The organism is Demequina pelophila (assembly GCF_000971175.1).
Lineage (GTDB): Bacteria > Actinomycetota > Actinomycetes > Actinomycetales > Demequinaceae > Demequina > Demequina pelophila.
In genome coordinates, this window is sequence record NZ_BBLY01000001.1 from 831,179 (window position 1) to 846,383 (window position 15,205).

The following is a 15,205-nucleotide window of genomic DNA, read 5'->3' on the forward strand; positions in this document are numbered from 1 at the left end:
GCACGGGCCCGGTCCGGTTCGGCGGCCCCTCTGGAGCGGGGTTGCGTTCGGGAGGGGGCGCATGAGCAGCGTGCGGAGCTCCGTGGTTCGGGTCATCGCGACCGTCGCGAGCGCGCCGGCCACCCCGGCGGAGCTGCTCGGGAGCATCGGGCTCAAGGCCGGCGTGGACCCGGCGCGCGCGGCCCAGGAGCGCGTCCCCGCGGACCAGTACTACGACCTCCTCGAGCGCGCGACCCTGCCCGACGACCACGGCCTCCCCTACCGCTACGGCGAGCGGCTGCACGCCGACGACCTGTCCGCGCTGGGGCTCGGGTTGAAGACCGCCGAGACGCTGCGCGATTCGCTGCGGCGGCTCGTGCGGTACATCGTGCTGCTGAGCGACACGCTCGAGTACGCGCTGCTCGACCTGCCCGACGGCGGGGCGACGCTCACGCTGTCCCGGCCGGCGCATCGGCGCGGGGCACGGCTCGCGAACGAGTGCGCGTTCGCGGCGGTCATGAAGGCGCTGTCCGAGGCGGCCGGAAGCCGCGTGGTGCCGCGCGAGGTGGCCTTCCGGCATCCGCGCCCGGCCTCCATCACCGAGGCGCACTCGTACTTCGGCTGCCCGGTCGCCTTCGGAGCCGAGCGCAACGCGCTCGTGTTCGGCGCGTCGACGCTGGCCACGCGGGGGCGGCTCGCGGATCAGGGGCTGTCGTCGTTCCTGCTCGCGCACCTCGAGGAGCTGAGGGCGGGCGAGGGCGAGCGCTCGCTGGTCGAGTCGGTGCACGCGACCGTCACCGACCTGCTGCCGGACGGGCCTCCCAGCAAGGCCGTGATCGCGCGGCGGCTGGGGCTGAGCGAGCGGACCCTGCACCGGCGCCTCGCCGAGGAGGGCGAGACGTATCAGGCGATCACCGCCCGCGCGCGGCGCGAGGGCGCCGAGGCGCTGCTGGCCGATGCACGGCACTCGCTCGCCGAGGTCGCTTTCCTCACGGGGTTCTCCGACCAGAGCGCGTTCCACCGCGCGTTCAAGGGGTGGACGGGGCGGACGCCGGCGGAGTTCCGGGGGTCGGTGGTGGAAGGGGTCTAGGGATCGTCCGTGGCGCCGGCGAGGTATTGCCGCCGCGCCTTGGGTCCGCCGCGCCGATCCGGCCCGGCAGCGCCGAAGCGCGCCGCGCCGGGTCCCGCCGAGATCCCGTGCAGCAGCACGCTCAGCAGGATCGTGAGCGAGACCGTCGCCACCACGGTGCCGACCACGGGCTCCTCGGAGGCGGCGAGCGCCTCGACCGCGAACAGGGCGAAGATCACCGAGGCGAGCCCGCGCGGCCCGAACCAGCCGAGGAACAGGACATCCCGGCGTGGCAGGCCCGTGCCGATCAGCGCAATCGCGACGGGCACCATCCGCAGGACGGTCAGGGCGAGCAGCGCGTACAGGAACGCGGCGGGACTGCCATAGGCGACGATCACGGGCACGAGGCCCGCGCCGAAGAGGAACCACAACGCGAGCGCGAGCATCTCGCCGCCCAATTCGGGGAGCACGACCACGGACTCGGCGTCGGCCTCGGCCTCGGCGAGGCGCCCACGCGTGGCCCCGCTGAAGGCGAGGCCCCCGACGAACGCCGAGATGAAGGCGTTGCCGCCGGCCGCATGCGCCGCGGCGAACGACGCGATCGCGAGGGCCAGCACGGCGATCTGCAGCGCGCCCCGCGGGGCCCAGCGCCGACGCGAGGCGATGGTGGCGGCGAGGCCGCCCACGACCCCGACGACCAGGCCGATCGCGGCGCCGACCACGAGCTCGAGAAACGCTCGCTCCGCGGCGACCGACTCGCTCGCGGAGGTCACGCCGAGCGCGCTCGCGCTCATGACCAGCGCCAGCGTGACCACCGGCGTCGCGATCCCGTCGTTGAGGCCGCTGTCGACGTTGAGCGACCGCCGGAGCCGCAGGGGGACGCGACGGTCCTCGATCACGGGCGCGCTGAGCGCGGCGTCCGTCGGGGCCAGCGCCGCACCGACGAAGAGCGCGAGCGCCCACGACATGCCGGGGCCGAGGATCATTGCCGCGGCGGTGCCGAGCGCGATCGCGAGCGGCAGGCCGATCCCCAGCAGCCGCACCGGGAGGGAGGCCTCGCGTCGCAGCGCCCGGAGGTCGATCCGCGACGCGTCGGCGAAGAGGATGAGCGCGAGCGTCAGCTCCGCCACGGCCCGGGCCGAGGCCGCCTCGACGTCGATCGGGATCGGGCCCCACCATGGATTTGCGAGGAGCAGGCCCGCCGCCGTGAAGACCATGGGCCCGGTGATGTTGCGGCGCGACAGCACGCCCGACATGACCGCCCATCCCGCGATCAGCAGCGCGAGCGCGGTGGCGGAGGCGACGTTCACCGGCCCTCCCCTCCCCCGCATCGGCGGCTCACCAGGCCTGATAGCACCACGCTACGCCCGCGACTTCGGCGCCGCTCGGAGACGCGAGACCGCCCCGGGCGCTCGTGCCGCGGACGCCCGCGAGGGCATGGACACGGGCGCGTACCGTGGATGGGGTGTCGGGCGAACTGCCTCGCCGCACCGATCACGTGGTGATCGGTGCGGGCCAGGCCGGTCTCGTGGCGAGTTGGCACCTGCAGCGAGCCGGCCGCGACCACATCGTGGTGGATCGACGGGCGTCCCTGGGCGGCGGCTGGCAGGACCGCTGGGACGCGTTCCGCCTCGTCGGTCCGGCGTGGACCACCTCGCTGCCGGGAGCGCCCTACGCGGGCGGCGACCCCGAAGGATTCATGGGGCGCGATGAGGTGGTCGCGCGCATGGCGACGTACGCGGACGGCATCGGCGCGCCGGTGGCGCTCGACACCTCGATCTCCCGCCTGAGCCCTACGGACGACGGGTGGCACCTCGACACCAGCCGCGGCCCGCTGACCGCCCGCCAGGTGACGGTGGCGACCGGAGGATTCCACCGCCCGCACATCCCCCCGGTCGCCGCGGCGCTGCCCGCGAGCATCCGTCACCTCCACTCGCACGACTATCGGCGCGAGTCGGACCTCCCCGACGGAGCCGTGCTCATCGTCGGCACCGGGCAGACCGGCACGCAGCTCGCCGAGGAGCTCATGGACGCCGGCCGCGAGGTCTTCCTGTGCATCGGCCATGCCGGTCGGGCGCCTCGGCGCTATCGGGGCGAGGACATCTTCGTCTGGATGCGGCGCCTGGTCGACGACGGTCCGCGCGTGGGCGTCGAGCTCCCCACCGCGGCGCAACTGCCGGACCCGGCCATGCGGGTCGCGGGCAACGCCCAACTGTCCGGGCACAAGGGCGGGCATTCCCCCGACCTGCGTGCGCTCGGACGCGACGGCGCGCACCTGGTCGGACGGCTGGAGGCCTGTTCAGGCGACTGGTGCCGACTGGGAGGCGACGTGGCCGCGACGCTCGATCAGATCGACCGCTTCTTCGAGGACGGCGTCCAGCAACTCTTCGATGCCTTCATCGACGCCGCTGGCATCGATGCGCCTCCCGCGGCGCCGCAGGCGACGGCGGACTTCACGCCGAAGCCGGTCGACGAGCTCGATCTCGGCGCGGCCGGCATCGCGACCGTCCTGTGGGCCACCGGCTACCGCCAGGATCTGAGCTGGATCGACGCGCCCGCGACGGACGCGATGGGCTTCGCGATCCAGGAGCACGGGATCTCACCGCTCCCCGGGCTGTCCTTTCTGGGCGGGCTCTGGCAGCACGACTCGACGTCGTCCACCCTCGTAGGCCTCGAGCGGGACGCCCGCCTGTGGGCAACGGGTCTCGGGCTGCCGGCCTGAGCGATATCGCGGTGGCCGGTACGTGGCGAACCGCCTGCGCGCGCGGTTGATTCGCCCCGGGGCGCTCGGACTCCACGTGGCTCAGGTGGTGAGCCGTCTGCGGACCGGCCCCGATCCGGGCGCGGTGCTAGCGTCGTGAATGCCAGCGGAAGGAGTCCCGGTGACCGCACAGACGCCCTCCGGAACCGAGGCCCCCGCCACGCGCGGACCCATGAGCGTCATCGCGATGCTCGCCGCGGCGCAGTTCGTCATGGTGCTGGACACCACGGTGATGAACGTCTCCATCTCGCAGGTGGTCGCGGACCTGAACACCACCGTGCTGGGCCTCCAGGGCGCGATCACGATCTACACGCTCGTCATGGCCTCCCTCATGCTCCTCGGCGGCAAGCTGAGCGACCGCTGGGGCGCGAAGCGGGCCTTCGCGATCGGCCTGCTGGTCTACGGCGCGGGATCGCTGACCACGGCGGTCGCACCGTCGCTTCCCGTGCTGCTGGTCGGCTGGTCACTCCTCGAAGGAATGGGCGCGGCCCTGGTGATCCCCGCGATCGCCGCGCTGATCATCCGCACCTACGACGGCAGGCAGCGCGTGATGGCCTACGGCGTCCTGGGCGCGGTGGCCGGCGCCTCGGCGGCGGTGGGGCCGCTCATCGGCGGCTGGGTCACGACAGTGGCGAGCTGGAGGGTGGTGTTCGCCGGCGAGACCGTGCTCGTCATCATCATCACGCTCTTCCTGCGGCTCATTCCCGCCACGGCGGCGCGCAAGTCGCATCTGGACGTCGGCGGCGTGGCGCTGTCCGTCGCCGGCCTGGGAATCGGCGTCTTCGCCGTCCTCCGGTCGAGCCAGTGGGGATGGGTGCTGCCCGGGACGCAACTGCCCCAGATCGGCGGCCGGGAGATCGCCCCGCTCGGACTGTCCCCCACGATCTGGCTGCTCGTGCTCAGCGGATTCCTGCTGGTGTGGCTCCATCGCTATGAGGAGAAGGTCAAGGCCGCAGGCAGGGAACCCCTGGTCGACCTCTCGCTGCTGAAGATCCTCCCGCTGCGCGCGGGCCTCATCATGCTCGCGGCGCAGCAGTTCATCACGCTCGCCACCTTCTTCGTGCTGCCGCTGTACCTGCAGTCGGTGCTCGGCTTCGACGCGCTGCGGACCGGCATCACCATCCTCCCCTTGTCGATCGCCCTGTTCGTCTGCGCCCTCGTAGGCGCCTCGCTGTCCACCAGGCTCCGGCCCCGGCAGATCGTCGGGCTGGGAGTGTTCTCGATGCTCGCGGGCGAGGTCGTGGCCCTGGCGTTCGTGCGCCCGGCCCTGGACAACGCGGGCTTCGGAGTGGGGCTGGCGCTCATCGGCGCCGGCCTGGGACTGCTGGCGTCGCAACTGGGCAACGTCATCATGTCCTCGGCACCGCCCGGGCGCGGAGGCGAGGCCGGGGGCCTGCAGGGCACCGCGCAGAACCTGGGGGCATCGCTCGGCACCGCGGTCATCGGGTCGGTCCTCATCGGGGTGCTGGCGTCGCGCTTCTCCGAGGTCATCGGGGCCCAGGAGGGCCTGTCCGCGGACCTCCGTGTCGCAGCGAGCCAGGCGGTGGCCGAGAACGCCAACTTCCTCTCCGCGGAGGACGTACGGAGCGCGACCTCCGCCGCCGGTCTGAGCGAGACCGAGGTGTCGCTGATCGTCGAGTCGTACAGCGAGGCCCAGCTCAACGCGCTGCGCGGCGCGCTGGCCGGCATCGCGCTGTTCGCGGTCGCCGCGCTGGCCTACCTGCGCGGGTTGCCGCAGCGCTACGCGCAGTACGCTCCCGAGCAGGACCCGCCTCCCGCGCCCGAGCGGCAGGCGTAGCGCCGCCGCCGGGTCGAGGTGTCGCCTCAGTCGGCGAAGGCGACGCGGCGCAGCAGGGCGATCAGGGTCTCGCGCTCGGACGGCGTGAGCGTGGGGTGGAGGGTGCGCTCGGCCTCGAGCGCCGCGGCGCGCGCCTCGCCCGCGAGGGTGCGCCCCGCTGCCGTGGCGGTGACGGTACGCGCGCGGCGGTCGCGCGGGTCCGGGAGCCGCTCGATGAGCCCCCGGCCTTCGAGCGCATCCACCAGGCCCACCACCTGGCTGGGGTCCAGGCGCAGGAAGGCGGCGATCTCGCGCTGCGTGGGCGCGGGGTCCTCCCCCGCCACCAGGGCGAGCAGCGCGTAGGACCGCACGTTGAGGTCGAGCGGCTTGAGGACGGCGTTGGCGGCGGAGATCGACAGCGCGTTCGCCCGCGCGATCAGGAAGCTCAGGTCGTCGCCCAGTCGGCCGCCCTCGGCGGCACTCGTCCCCTCCATCCGGACCTCCCTCCCGCATCGGCGCCACAACTTGACAATCTCAACTATAGAGAATAGCAATGACTTGTCCAGGCCGCCTTACCTGCAGGAGTCGACGATGACCCGCTATGAACCGGCGATCGACGTGACCGCGCTCGACGCGATCGACGTCCACGTCCACATCGAGGCCGGCGCGCACGGCCACGCGTCGCTGCCGCCCGACCTGGTCGCGGCGGCGTCGAAGTACTTCGCGGTCGACGCCTCCGGCCTGGGCCTCGACGCCGTCGCCGACTACTACCGCGAGCGCCGCACCGCCGCCGTGGTCTTCACCGTCGACGCGGAGACCTCGCTGGGCCACGCGCCCGTCGACAGCGCCGAGATCGCCGCCGGCGCCGCCCGCCACCCCGACGTGCTCGTCCCGTTCGGCTCGGTGGACCCCCACCGGGAGGACGCGCTCGACCGCATGCGCCGCCTGGTCGAGGATCACGGGGTGCGCGGCTTCAAGTTCCACCCCACCGTGCAGGCCTTCGATCCGAGCGACGAACGCTGGTATCCGCTGTACGCGGCCATGGAGGACGCGGGTGTGGTGGCGCTGGTCCACACGGGGCAGACGGGCATCGGCGCGGGGATGCCCGGCGGCAGGGGCCTGCGACTCGCCTACTCGAACCCGATGCTGCTCGACGGCGTGGCCGCGGACTTCCCCACCCTGCAGATCGTGATGGCGCACCCCAGCGTCCCGTGGCAGGACGAGGCGATCTCGGTCGCGACCCACAAGCACAACACGTGGATCGACCTGTCGGGCTGGAGCCCCAAGTACTTCCCGGAGCAGCTGGTGAGGAACGCGAACTCGATCCTCAAGCGGCGGGTGCTGTTCGGCTCGGACTTCCCCATGCTCACCCCGGACCGCTGGCGCCGGGACGTCGAGCAGACGGCGCTGAAGCCGGAGGTGCTGCCCGGCATCCTCAAGGACAACGCGGTCCGCCTCCTGGGCCTGGGGAGCTGACGTGACCGCCGCGGCCGTCTCGGCCGGCCTCGCGACCGACCCCTACGGCTTCGCCGCGACCCACCTGAGCCCCGCCGCGCGCGCGGCGCTCGAACGGCTCGAGCGCACGCTCCACCAGGAGGTCCGCCCGCTCCTCGCCCAGGCATGGGACACCGGGACCATGCCCGACGCGATCCTCGACGCGCTCGTGCCGCTCGACCTGATGCACCCCGCCGGCGTCGACCCGGCGGAGGCGGGCTCGTCGATGTTCGCCGGCTTCCGCAACTACGTGCTCGCCCGCACGGACGTCTCGGTCGCGACGCTGTACAACGCGCAGTCGGGGCTGTTCCGCACGGCGGTGCGACTGGGCGGCTCGCCCGCGCAGGCGGCACGCCTCGACCCGCGCATCGCCGCCTTCACGCTGCGCGGCGTCTTCGCGCTCACCGAGCCCGACCACGGCTCGGACATCGCGGGCGGCATGGCCACGCGCGCCACGCGCGACGGCGACGCATGGACGCTCACCGGCGCGAAGCGGTGGATCGGCGGGGCGGCCGCGGCGGACGTGCTGGCCGTGTTCGCGCGCGACGAGGCCGACGGGCAGGTCAAGGCCTTCCTGGTGCCCCGGACCGCGCCGGGCGTGACCCTCACCCCCATGACCGGCAAGATCGCCCTGCGGCCCATGCAGAACGCGGACATCCTCCTCGACCGCGTGCGCGTGACCGAGGCCGACCGCCTTCAGGGCGTGAATGGGTGGCGGGACGTCGCACGGATGCTGGGCGCGATGCGCTCGGACGTCGCCTGGATCGCGACCGGCCTGCAGGCCGGCGCCCTCGACGCGGCCCTGCGCTACGTGGCCGAGCGCGAGCAGTTCGGCCGCCCGATCGCGGGCTTCCAGCTGGTCCAGGAGAAGCTCGCGCGCATGCTGGGCAATCTCACGGCGTCGCTGGGGATGGTGGCGCAGCTCTCGGCCCGCCAGGACGCGGGGACCTGGGACGATGCAGCCTCGGCCCTAGCGAAGATGCAGACCTCCCTCCTGGCCCGCGAGACCGTCGCGCTGGGTCGGGAGGTGCTGGGCGGGAACGGGATCCTGCTCGAGAACCACGTCGCCCGCTTCTTCGCCGATGCGGAGGCCGTCTATTCGTACGAGGGCACCCACGAGATCAACGCGCTGGTGGTGGGGCGAGCCCTCACCGGCGCCTCGGCCTTCGTGTAGACGACCCCCAGAAGTTGACCGCAACAATCATTGACGTTCTCAACTAAAGGTGCTTGACTGGCGCCACGGACAAAGGAGTTCACGGATGACCACCCACGCCACGCCCCTCGCGGGCAAGACCGCCATCGTCACCGGCTCCGGCCGCGGACTGGGACTCGCCTACGCGCAGGAGCTCGCCCGCCAGGGCGCCGCCGTGGTGATCAACGACGTCGACGAGGCCACCGCCGCGGACGCGGTCGCGTCGATCGAGGCCCTCGGTGGCCGCGCCACCGCCGTGGTCGCCCCCGTGGGCCCCACCGCCACGGCCGATGCGCTCGTCGCCGCGGCCGTCGACACGTTCGGCGGGCTCGACATCCTGGTGACCAACGCGGGCGTGCTGCGCGACACCGTGCTCTGGAAGATGACCGACGACGACTTCGACACCGTCATCTCGGTGCACCTGCGCGGCACCTTCACGTGCGTGCGCGCCGCCGCGACGTGGATGCGCGAGCACGAGGTCGCCGGCCGCATCATCTGCATCGGCTCGCCCACCGGACAGCGCGGCAACTTCGGCCAGACCAACTACGCCGCCGCGAAGGCCGGCATCGTGGGCATGGTCCGCACGTGGGCGCTCGAGCTCAAGCGCGCGGGGATCACCGCGAACGCGGTCATCCCCATCGCCGCAACCGCGATGACCGCCACCGTGCCGTACTTCGCCGCGGCCGTGGAGGCCGATGCGGCGGGCGAGCCGATGCCGCCGTTCTTCCGCCACGACCTGGGCTTCGGCACCTCCGACGACGTCGCGCCGCTGGTCGCCTACCTCGCCTCCGACGCCGCGGCCGGGTTCAGCGGCCAGGCCGTGGGCATCGGCGGCGACCGCCTCCAGCTCTGGTCGCACCCGGAGGCCGTCGTCACGGCCTACCGCGAGGGCGGCTGGACACCCCAGGCGCTCGCCGAGGACTTCCCGACCCTGATCGGCGACGCCCGCCAGAGCGTCGGCGAGAAGTTCCCCGCCCTGCCCGAAGACCTGGTCCGCACCCAACCCGTGGCCTGACGCCGCATCGTCCCCAAGGAGTCCCCATGACCGCCACCACCACCATCGTGAAGTACACCGACATCCCCTCGCTCGCCGGCCAGGACCTGGGATGGTCCTCCTGGCTCGAGGTCACCCAGGAGCGGGTGAACCTGTTCGCGGACGCGACCGACGACCACCAGTGGATCCACACCGACCCCGAGCGCGCGACCGCGGAGAGCCCTTTCGGCGGACCCATCGCCCACGGCTTCCTGTCGCTGTCGCTCGCGACCCGGTTCTGGACGGAGCTGCTCGACGTCGAGGGCGTGACCACCAAGGTCAACTACGGGCTCGACAAGGTCCGCTTCGTGTCCCCCGTCGCCGTGGGCGCCCGCGCCCGCATGAACGCCGTCATCGCCGAGGTCACCGAGGTGCGCGGCGGCTACCAGCTCACCGTCGACCAGACCATCGAGGTCGAGGGCGGCACCAAGCCGGCGGTGGTCGCGCGCGGGCTGTACCGCTTCTACGCCTGACGGCACCAGCCCACCCGGCCGCGCGCCGGAGCCACCCTTCTCACGCTGCAACGAGGCACTCATGAGGAATCAAGGACTGGGCGACTGGATCGCCCGCCGCCGCATCAAGTCCGCCGGCGACCTCGCCCTCATCGGCGAGGACCGCACCTACCGGTACGAGGAGTTCGCGGACAGGATCGCACGGCTGGCCAACGCGCTCGCCGACCGCGGACTCGCCAAGCGTGACCGCCTGGTCTACCTGGGCAACAACCACGCCGACTTCCTCACCACGTTCTTCGCGTGCGGCACGCTGGGCGCGATCTTCGTGCCGCTCAACACCCGGCTCGCGCCGCGCGAGCTCGAGTACATGATCGAGGACTCCGGGGCCGTGTTCCTGGTCACGCACCACTCGACGCGGGACCTCGCGCGCGCCGCAGCCTGGTCCAGCGGGATCCGCAAGCGCCTGGTGGTCGGCGGGCCCGCGGAGCTGCCCGCGGTCGAGTCCTTCGACGAGGTGGTCGAGGCGGCCAGTCCCGCGCTGCGCGACGAGGAGGTCTCGCTCGAGGATCCGGCGATGATCCTCTACACGTCCGGAACCACCGGCCGACCCAAGGGCGCGGTCCTCACCCACGGCAACCTCACCTGGAACGTGTTCAACGCGATCGTCGACTACGACGTCACCTCGACGGACGTCTCGCTCATGATGTCGCCCATGTTCCACGTCGCCTCGCTGTCGATGGGGGCGCTGCCGGCCCTGCTCAAGGGCGGCGCGGTGGTGCTGCAGGAGAAGGTCGAGCCCGGCGCGGTGCTCGCCGCGATCGAGGAGCACGGCGTCACCAGCCTCTCGGGGGTGCCCACCACCTTCCAGTTCCTGTCGGAGCATCCCGCCTGGGACACCACCGACCTGTCGAGCATCCGCAAGCTCACGTGCGGCGGCTCGGCGATGCCGCTGCGGGTGATCGAGGCCTACGAGGCGCGCGGGTTGGCGTTCTCGAGCGGGTACGGACTCACCGAGTCCTCCCCCGGCGCCACGTCGCTGCCGGTGCGAAAGGCGAGCGAACACGTGGGCACCGCGGGACTGTCGCACTTCTTCACGGATGTGCGCATCGTGGGCCCCGAGGGTGAGGTGCTGGCCCCCGGCGAGCAGGGCGAGATCCAGATCTCCGGCCCCAACGTGATCCGCGACTATTGGCGTCGCCCCGAGGCGAGCGCGGAGGCGCATGACGGCGCGTGGCTGCGGTCCGGGGACGTCGGCTGGCTCGACGAGGACGGCTACCTCACCGTGACCGACCGGCTCAAGGACATGATCATCTCCGGCGGCGAGAACGTGTACCCCGCCGAGATCGAGCAGCTGATCATGGAGAACGCGGGGATCCGCGCGACCGCGGTGATCGGGGTGCCCGACGACCGCTGGGGCGAGGTTCCGCTCGCCGTCATCGCCCTCCACGAGGGTGCGACGGTGACGGCCGACGAGGTACTCGCGCATCTCAAGGGTCGGCTCGCCCGCTACAAGCAGCCCAAGGCCGTGGTGATCGTCGAGGACCTGCCCCGCACCGCGAGCGGCAAGGTCCGCAAGGTGGACCTGCGGCGGCAGTTCCCGGCGCTGCCGGATCCCGCGCGCTGAGTCCGGCGGCTGAGCTCGCCTGCCGAGTCAGCGCGCTGACTCCGCCTCCCGAGCCAGCCGCCCGGCCCCGCCCCCGGGCGGGGTCAGCGCACCAGGAGCGGCTGCGCCTCGGCCGTCGGCAGCCCCGCATGGCGTCGGCGACCCGCGCGGACCACGACCGCGAGCGCGGCGACGTGGATGGCGGTGAACAGCACGCTGGGAACGTACGCGATCTCGATCTGCGCGGCGAACGCGAGCCCGATGTCCCACGCGTGGAGCACCACCGGCACGGCGAAGATGATCCCGTCGCGACGCAGGTCCAGCGGGCGGTCGAGCTTCGCGTACCGGAGCACCAGGAAGGTCGCGACGCTCAGGTTGAGCACCAGCATGACGCTCTCCGCGACGAGCGTGCCCTGCGGGGCCAGCGGCCACGCGTAGAGCAGGAACAGGTTGATGGGCGACACGAGCACGATGAGGGACGGGACGATCGCGACCAGCGGCCCGCTCGTGCGCAGCCATCCGATGTTCTTGCGCTCGGCGAGACGCTGGACCAGCGCCACCGCGAAGCAGTAGTAGAGGATCATCGTGAACCATCCCGAGAAGTTGAACACCGGGATGCCGAAGAAGCCGCCCTCGTAGGTCATGGTCCAGTTCCACTGCCCCGACGCGACGCCGTCGATGGTGTGGACGTCGAAGACGTTGGCGGGGTCGATCGTCATGTCCTGGATCGATCCCCAGAGCCCGGCGAGGAACGGCGCCACCCACCACGGCAGGCGCAGGTGCTCGGCGAGCCACAGCGCGCAGTACACGCCGACCGCTTCGACGAGCAGGATGCTGAGCGGCACCTTGCCGATCATCATGATGCGTTCGGCGCTGTAGTCGTAGATGTTCTGCCACACGCCGACGTTCTCGAACGTCGCGGCGAAGATGACGAAGCCGAGCAGGGTGAGGACATGGCGCGTCGCCGCGGGGCGCGCGGTCGCGTGAATGAGACACGCGACGAACACCACGAGGGAGAGCATCTCGTAGAGGAACCAGGACACGGGCGTGCCGAAGATCATGAGCCGTCCTTGATCTGATCGATGAGCGGGAGTTTCTGTCGGACGGCAAAAAGTTACCATGGCGTCGTGACGATCACAGACGGCTCGACCGAGTCCGGCCGAACCGCCCAGCCCGCCCGCGCCCGGATCGGCCGACCCCCCAAACTCAGCCGCGACAGCATCGTCGCCGCGGCGCGCGGGCTCGACCGAGCACAGATGTCGGTGACCGCGGTCGCGGACGCGCTGGGCGTCGCGCGCAACGCCGTCGCCTACCACGTGGGCGGCCGCGACGAGCTGGTCGCGCTCGTGATCGAGAGCGAGCTCGAGGAACGGCTCGCGCCGCTCGAGGTGCCCGTGGACGACTGGAGGCGGGCAATCAAGGTCGCATCGGAGGGCATGCTCGACGCGCTCGTCGCGTGCGGCCCGGCCGCGCTCGCGATCACCCGCGCGCCGCGCACCGGGTTCCTGGGACCGTCGGAGCAGCTCCTCGTGGCACTCACCCGTGCGGGATTCTCCGATGCGGCGGCCGGCCGCGCGCTCGCTCTGCTGTCCGAGGTCGTCTACGCGGCCGCGCGGTACACGCTCGAGACCGAGCCCGGGCACGGCCGCCCGCGCGACGAGGAGCTGGCTTCGGTGAGCGCGGCCGCCGCGCGCCGCTTCCCCACCTTCGTGCGCGTATTCGAGGAGAGCTGGACACCTCGGGAGCAGCTGGACTTCGCGCTCGAGGTCATCATCGCCGGGCTGGAGGCGAGCCGGGCAGGGGCTGCGGACTGACCAGTGCACGGTCAGGTGCGGGAGAGGAATCCTGCGCGAGGGCGCTCGGCCCTGCCGCCCGAGGGGGCGGACGGGCTCGCCGATGCGCGGGGCAACGCCGCCGCACAGGAAGCCATCCGGGCGGTCCACCGCGCCTACCGTGCGCAGCGAGGGGTTCGGCTGTATTGCAGCCCTGCCGCGTTGCTGGGATACTGAGGGCATGTCCTCCGCATCGTTCCACGGCTACGTCGGCGTCCAGCGCCGCGGATTGATCGCGCTGCCCACCGATCTGCGTCGCCGGCTCCATCTGGACGAGCCGGGTGCCCAGGTGGAGGTCACCGAGCGCTCCGACGGCGTGATCGAGTTGCGCCCGGCACTGCCGGTGGATGCCGCGCAGGCCTGGTTCTGGACCGAGCGCTGGCAGGAGCGCGAGCGGGAGGTCGACGATCATGTGGCGGCCGGCCGCGTCACCGTCCACTCGGATGGCGACGACTTCCTCGCCCACCTCGATCGCTTGTGAAGTTCGAGACCACACCGGCCTTCGATGCTGACGTGCGACGGCTCAAGCCGGAGCACCTGGTCGAGTTCCGCAAGGTGCTCCGGGACAAGTTTGTCCCCGCGTGCGACGCCTTCGCGGCAGACCCCGCAACGTCGTGGCCAGCGTCTCTTCGCGTGAAGTCCGTGCGCTCGGCACCGGGCGTCCTCGAGATGACGTGGTCGTTCTCCTCGCCAGACGGGCGCGCCACCTTCGAGCTGCTCACGGTAGGCGGCGAGTTGCGCATACGGTGGCGCCGGGTCGGCGACCATGCCGTCTTCAGGGATCCTTGAGCCTGACCGCCACGAGGCTCGGCTCATGGCGAGAGAATGGGGCGGCAAGCGGCAGGCCGCCATTCACCGGATTCCAGCCGAGGACACTCAGAGGCGGATGAGCTGGCCGATACGCCGGGTTCTGTCTCTCACGCCGAGGCGCGAGGGGCGGCCATCCATCTAGGCCCTGGATTGCTCCAGGGCTCGAGCAACCTACCCGAGTACTCGGGCGAGCAGCCCTCGTACGCACTCTGTCTGGTCTTGCTCCGGGTGGGGTTTACCTTGCCGCTCCTGTCACCAGTCGCGCGGTGAGCTCTTACCTCACCCTTTCACCCTTACCCCGCCGCCGAGGCGACGTGGCGGTCTTCTCTCTGTGGCACTGTCCCGCGGGTCACCCCGGGTGGCCGTTAGCCATCACCCTGCTCTGTGGAGCCCGGACGTTCCTCGGGATCCGAAGATCACGCGGCCGCCTGGCCAACTCATCCGCCCGGCAAGGATAGCGAAGGGACGATGCAGGGGTCGACTCTCGTCGAGCCCCGCACCGTCCCTCGGGTCGAGTCGGGCCTGTCAGCCCTCGTCGGTCAGCAGCCGGTAGAGGTCCCTGCGGGCTCCCGCCAGGATCTGGGCCACCTTCTGGGCGTCCTCCTCGGAACGCGACTGGCGCGTCACGTGGATGGCCGCGTCGCGCAGCTGCATCATCTCCTCGCGCACCCGGGCCGAGCCGTCGTCGGCGCGGGGGCCGGCGAACAGCGCATCGGCGTCCGGCGCGTTGTCCTGGACCCAGGTGCGGCCGGCGTCCGTGAGCGAGGCGACCTTGCGGCCGTCCACCTGGTCGATCGCGACCAGGCCCTCGTCCTCGAGCGCCTGCAGCGCCGGGTAGATGGAGCCGGGGCTGGGCGACCAGGCGCCGGAGGTGCGCTCCTCGATCGCGCGGATCAGGTCGTAGCCGTGGCGCGGCTGCTCGGCCAGCAGGACCAGGATCGCGGCGCGCACGTCGCCGCGCGCCCGCCCCCCTCGTCCCCCGCGACCGCGGCCGCGAGGTCCGGGGCCGAAGCCTCCGCCCGGGCCGAAGCCTCCGGGTCCGGGGCCGAACCCCGGACCGAAGCCGTGCTCGTCGCCGTGACCGTGACGGCCCCGGTGATGCCTGCCGTGGGATCGGTCGGTGCCGCCCCACTCGCCGCTGGACCAGTTGTTCGTGTCGATGTTCGTCATGTCGAACTCCCTTCGATATTCGTCGACACGCAC

15 protein-coding genes and 1 other RNA gene are annotated in these 15,205 nt (G+C 72.0%); 11 read left to right on the forward strand and 5 right to left on the reverse strand.

What is annotated here, in order from left to right:
- The first annotated feature begins 61 nt into the window (after nucleotides 1-61).
- Nucleotides 62-1,069 carry an AraC family transcriptional regulator gene (locus AOM03_RS03815; protein WP_062378450.1) on the forward strand — a complete coding sequence of 336 codons (1,008 nt, stop codon included), beginning with the start codon at nucleotides 62-64 and terminating at the stop codon, nucleotides 1,067-1,069.
- On the opposite strand, the gene AOM03_RS03820 is transcribed toward AOM03_RS03815, so the two are convergent.
- Nucleotides 1,066-2,358, reverse strand: coding sequence for a cation:proton antiporter domain-containing protein (locus tag AOM03_RS03820; protein ID WP_062378452.1), 1,293 nt, complete (start codon nucleotides 2,356-2,358; stop codon nucleotides 1,066-1,068). The two genes, AOM03_RS03815 and AOM03_RS03820, sit on opposite strands and share 4 nt — an antisense overlap.
- 155 nt (nucleotides 2,359-2,513) lie before the next feature.
- Here AOM03_RS03820 and AOM03_RS03825 point away from each other — a divergent pair, with 155 nt between their 5' ends.
- Both AOM03_RS03825 and AOM03_RS03830 read left to right on the forward strand, forming a co-directional pair.
- Nucleotides 2,514-3,770, forward strand: coding sequence for a flavin-containing monooxygenase (locus AOM03_RS03825; protein WP_062378454.1), 1,257 nt, complete (start codon nucleotides 2,514-2,516; stop codon nucleotides 3,768-3,770).
- 160 nt (nucleotides 3,771-3,930) lie between these two features.
- Nucleotides 3,931-5,607, forward strand: a complete 1,677-nt coding sequence (locus AOM03_RS03830) for an MFS transporter (RefSeq protein WP_227589875.1) — start codon at nucleotides 3,931-3,933, stop codon at nucleotides 5,605-5,607.
- Nucleotides 5,608-5,633: 26 nt separating this feature from the next.
- On the opposite strand, the gene AOM03_RS03835 is transcribed toward AOM03_RS03830, so the two are convergent.
- The gene (locus tag AOM03_RS03835; RefSeq protein ID WP_062378456.1) at nucleotides 5,634-6,080 is read right to left on the reverse strand and encodes a MarR family winged helix-turn-helix transcriptional regulator; all 447 of its coding nucleotides are present in this window, start codon (nucleotides 6,078-6,080) and stop codon (nucleotides 5,634-5,636) included.
- Nucleotides 6,081-6,177: 97 nt separating this feature from the next.
- Between AOM03_RS03835 and AOM03_RS03840 the strand changes: the two genes are divergently transcribed.
- The 5 genes from AOM03_RS03840 to AOM03_RS03860 all read left to right on the forward strand — a co-directional run bounded on the left by AOM03_RS03840 (nucleotide 6,178) and on the right by AOM03_RS03860 (nucleotide 11,381).
- The gene (locus AOM03_RS03840; protein ID WP_062378458.1) at nucleotides 6,178-7,062 is read left to right on the forward strand and encodes an amidohydrolase family protein; all 885 of its coding nucleotides are present in this window, start codon (nucleotides 6,178-6,180) and stop codon (nucleotides 7,060-7,062) included.
- A gap of 1 nt (nucleotide 7,063) precedes the next feature.
- Nucleotides 7,064-8,254 (forward strand): acyl-CoA dehydrogenase family protein, encoded by a 1,191-nt coding sequence (locus tag AOM03_RS03845; protein ID WP_062378459.1) that lies wholly within the window; start codon nucleotides 7,064-7,066, stop codon nucleotides 8,252-8,254.
- Nucleotides 8,255-8,339: 85 nt separating this feature from the next.
- Entirely contained in the window at nucleotides 8,340-9,287 is a 948-nt protein-coding gene (locus tag AOM03_RS03850) for an SDR family oxidoreductase (protein ID WP_062378460.1), read from the forward strand.
- Nucleotides 9,288-9,313: 26 nt separating this feature from the next.
- On the forward strand, nucleotides 9,314-9,778 hold the full coding sequence (locus AOM03_RS03855; protein ID WP_062378461.1) for a MaoC family dehydratase: 465 nt from the start codon (nucleotides 9,314-9,316) through the stop codon (nucleotides 9,776-9,778).
- Nucleotides 9,779-9,839: 61 nt separating this feature from the next.
- Complete coding sequence (locus tag AOM03_RS03860; protein ID WP_062378462.1) at nucleotides 9,840-11,381, forward strand: acyl-CoA synthetase; 1,542 nt, start codon at nucleotides 9,840-9,842, stop codon at nucleotides 11,379-11,381.
- An 83-nt stretch (nucleotides 11,382-11,464) separates the two neighbouring features.
- Here AOM03_RS03860 and AOM03_RS03865 read toward each other — a convergent pair whose 3' ends face one another.
- Entirely contained in the window at nucleotides 11,465-12,421 is a 957-nt protein-coding gene (locus tag AOM03_RS03865) for a carotenoid biosynthesis protein (RefSeq protein ID WP_062378463.1), read from the reverse strand.
- Nucleotides 12,422-12,487: 66 nt separating this feature from the next.
- On the opposite strand from AOM03_RS03865, the gene AOM03_RS03870 reads away from it, so the two are divergent.
- The 3 genes from AOM03_RS03870 to AOM03_RS03880 all read left to right on the forward strand — a co-directional run bounded on the left by AOM03_RS03870 (nucleotide 12,488) and on the right by AOM03_RS03880 (nucleotide 13,981).
- Nucleotides 12,488-13,174, forward strand: coding sequence for a TetR/AcrR family transcriptional regulator C-terminal domain-containing protein (locus AOM03_RS03870; protein ID WP_062378464.1), 687 nt, complete (start codon nucleotides 12,488-12,490; stop codon nucleotides 13,172-13,174).
- Between the two features lie 199 nt (nucleotides 13,175-13,373).
- Entirely contained in the window at nucleotides 13,374-13,673 is a 300-nt protein-coding gene (locus tag AOM03_RS03875; RefSeq protein ID WP_062378465.1) for an AbrB/MazE/SpoVT family DNA-binding domain-containing protein, read from the forward strand.
- A complete protein-coding gene (locus AOM03_RS03880; RefSeq protein WP_062378466.1) occupies nucleotides 13,670-13,981 on the forward strand; it encodes a hypothetical protein in 312 nt (103 codons plus the stop codon). The genes AOM03_RS03875 and AOM03_RS03880 overlap by 4 nt, the downstream gene beginning before the upstream one ends.
- Nucleotides 13,982-14,075: 94 nt before the next feature.
- Here AOM03_RS03880 and rnpB read toward each other — a convergent pair.
- Together rnpB and AOM03_RS03890 are read right to left on the reverse strand one after the other, a co-directional pair.
- Nucleotides 14,076-14,442: RNase P RNA component class A (gene rnpB, locus AOM03_RS03885), an RNA gene on the reverse strand.
- 85 nt (nucleotides 14,443-14,527) lie between these two features.
- On the reverse strand, nucleotides 14,528-15,172 hold the full coding sequence (locus AOM03_RS03890) for a PadR family transcriptional regulator (protein ID WP_082092078.1): 645 nt from the start codon (nucleotides 15,170-15,172) through the stop codon (nucleotides 14,528-14,530).
- Nucleotides 15,173-15,205: the final 33 nt, after the last annotated feature.

Coding starts and splice junctions, on each gene's coding strand:
- AOM03_RS03815 (WP_062378450.1), top strand. CDS start 62: ATGAGCAGCGTGCGGAGCTCCGTGGTTCGGGTCATCGCGACCGTCGCG.
- AOM03_RS03875 (WP_062378465.1), top strand. CDS start 13,374: ATGTCCTCCGCATCGTTCCACGGCTACGTCGGCGTCCAGCGCCGCGGA.
- AOM03_RS03865 (WP_062378463.1), bottom strand. CDS start 12,421: ATGATCTTCGGCACGCCCGTGTCCTGGTTCCTCTACGAGATGCTCTCC.
- AOM03_RS03890 (WP_082092078.1), bottom strand. CDS start 15,172: ATGACGAACATCGACACGAACAACTGGTCCAGCGGCGAGTGGGGCGGC.
- AOM03_RS03855 (WP_062378461.1), top strand. CDS start 9,314: ATGACCGCCACCACCACCATCGTGAAGTACACCGACATCCCCTCGCTC.
- AOM03_RS03860 (WP_062378462.1), top strand. CDS start 9,840: ATGAGGAATCAAGGACTGGGCGACTGGATCGCCCGCCGCCGCATCAAG.
- AOM03_RS03835 (WP_062378456.1), bottom strand. CDS start 6,080: ATGGAGGGGACGAGTGCCGCCGAGGGCGGCCGACTGGGCGACGACCTG.
- AOM03_RS03840 (WP_062378458.1), top strand. CDS start 6,178: ATGACCCGCTATGAACCGGCGATCGACGTGACCGCGCTCGACGCGATC.
- AOM03_RS03850 (WP_062378460.1), top strand. CDS start 8,340: ATGACCACCCACGCCACGCCCCTCGCGGGCAAGACCGCCATCGTCACC.